2 protein-coding genes are annotated in these 2,006 nt (G+C 62.9%); both read right to left on the bottom strand.

What is annotated here, in order from left to right:
- Positions 1–797 (bottom strand): glycosyltransferase family 4 protein (locus QZ588_RS18085; RefSeq protein WP_295544511.1); only part of this gene is annotated, 797 nt, incomplete at its 3' end.
- 78 nt (positions 798–875) lie between these two features.
- Positions 876–1,832, bottom strand: coding sequence for a Wzz/FepE/Etk N-terminal domain-containing protein (locus QZ588_RS18080; RefSeq protein WP_295544509.1), 957 nt, complete (start codon positions 1,830–1,832; stop codon positions 876–878).
- Positions 1,833–2,006: the final 174 nt, after the last annotated feature.

The raw sequence follows: 2,006 nt of genomic DNA, 5'->3' as shown, positions 1-2,006 counted from the left end.
CGCCGCAGCATGAGGCTGACGGTATCCATGACCGGCAGCACCACAATCCAGGCAATACCCACCGGCGAGATCACCCGCTGCGGCGCCTGCGAGATCTCGATGGCCAGCCAGGCCACCGCAAACCCCAGAGCCAGACTGCCGGCATCGCCCATGAATACGCTGGCGCGGCGCCGGAACGGGGAGCGCAGGTTGTGGACCAGAAAGCCAAGTACGGCGGCAGCAAGCAACAGCGATAGGTAGGCGGCATCCTGCGCGCCGGCAAGCGTTGCGGCATAGGCAAGCCAGAGCAGAATGACCACGACAACGCCGCCGGCCAGCCCATCCAGCCCGTCGAGCATATTCACGGCATTCACAAACCCGACCACGGCAAAAACGGTCAGGGCCGCCGCTGCGGCACCCAGGGCGATGGGCGCACCAGATGGCCAAGTGCCGAGATCATTGAGCAATAATCCGCCCCAGACAACGGCGAGCACGGCGGCGACGATCTGCGCGATCAATTTGGGCCAACTGCGAAGCCCCTGGAAGTCATCCAGCAGGCCGATCAGGGCAAGCCCCAGAAACCCGACCCAGGCCGGGAGGCTCGGTTGCGCAGGCGGGAAGAGGGCGTAGGCCGTGGCAAAGGCGATGACAATGGCAAGCCCGCCGATGCTGGGCGTGGCGCGCTCATGCGCCTTGCGCCCGCCGGGCTTATCCACAAGCCCCAGGCGCATGGCCGGGCGGCGCAGCGCCTTCAGCAGAATCGTGGCAATGGCAAACGCCAGTAATAACGCCGGCCAATGCTGCGTTGCCATCTCCATCAAACTCACCGCCCTCCGTTGCCGCGAGTCAGTATAGCCTTAGTGGCCGGCGCCACGCGCTAGGGAAAGCGGTATTCTTTACGCCTGTTCCGCGGCGTTGGCGAGAAATTCCCGGCCAAAGGCCGCAAAAACCCCCAGCATCAGGCCAAGCACGGCACCGAGGGCGATGATGGTGGTCGGGGGTTGGCCTTCGGGGGAGTCCGCGAGCGTGGCCGGGCGGACAAGCGCGGACGCCTCAGCTGAGGCTGACACCGCCTCGAGCTGCGCGATGGTGGATTTCAGATCGGTAATATCCGCATCCGCCTCTCGAGTGACGAGGACATTGACAATGCCGCCGAGCGTGGCGGCCAGCTGCTGACTGACATCTTCGTCCTGTGTGGCATCCTCGGCCCGCGTGCGGTTGATGTTGGTGATCTGCGAGAAAAGCCCGCTTCGTGCTTCGATCACCCGGTCAATCTCCGCACGCAGATCGCCAATGCGGGCATCGAGCCGCTGCAGGCGAGTGCTGCGAATACGCTCATGCTCCGCCAGAACCGCCCGGACGACTTCCGCCATCGCCTCTTCCATCCGCTCACTGCGCTCAGCCGGGATCTCGGCGAAGAGGCGGACCAGGCGGGCGTCGTTATTGAGGATTTCGGCTTCGGGGGCTGGCGGGACATCCTCGGACTCGGCGTAAACGTCCTCAAACACTGCCGGAATAATCACCTCGTTGAGGCGACTGACGAGGCTGCCCGGCGCATCAATTGCCTGCAGTGATCCGCCGTTGAGGCTCGGCATCTGACCGACTTCGATGACGGCATCGAACTGATAGGTCGGCGTCCGGGTGAGGGCGTAGGCCGCGGCCACGGCGGTGATTAGCAGGAATACCGCGCCGATCAGGAGGCGGCGTTTGACCAGTGTATTCCAGAGCTCGTAGAGACTGATTTCATCGTCGCGATAGTCGTAGGGGTAGGGCGCCATGGGTGGCTGGGCCGGCTGCTGGGCCTGCGGCGGCTGTCCCTGTGGCTGCGATGTCGGTCCCTGATGCTCGGCCATGTTGGTATTCCATTGATGCGCGGCGATAAAAAACTATCACTAGAGTTTATCGATATTTTTTCATTGTAGGTAGCGAGCAGTTTTTCTGGCCGCGAGCTTAAACAGGCTGAGGCGTTGGCGCGTCGGGAGATCGGACGAACCTAATGCCGAGGCCGTATATAAAGAAAAATATAC

The sequence above is a fragment of the uncultured Thiohalocapsa sp. genome (assembly GCF_913062725.1).
Classification (GTDB): Bacteria; Pseudomonadota; Gammaproteobacteria; order Chromatiales; family Chromatiaceae; genus Thiohalocapsa.
This window is presented reverse-complemented; position numbering and strand designations above follow the sequence as displayed.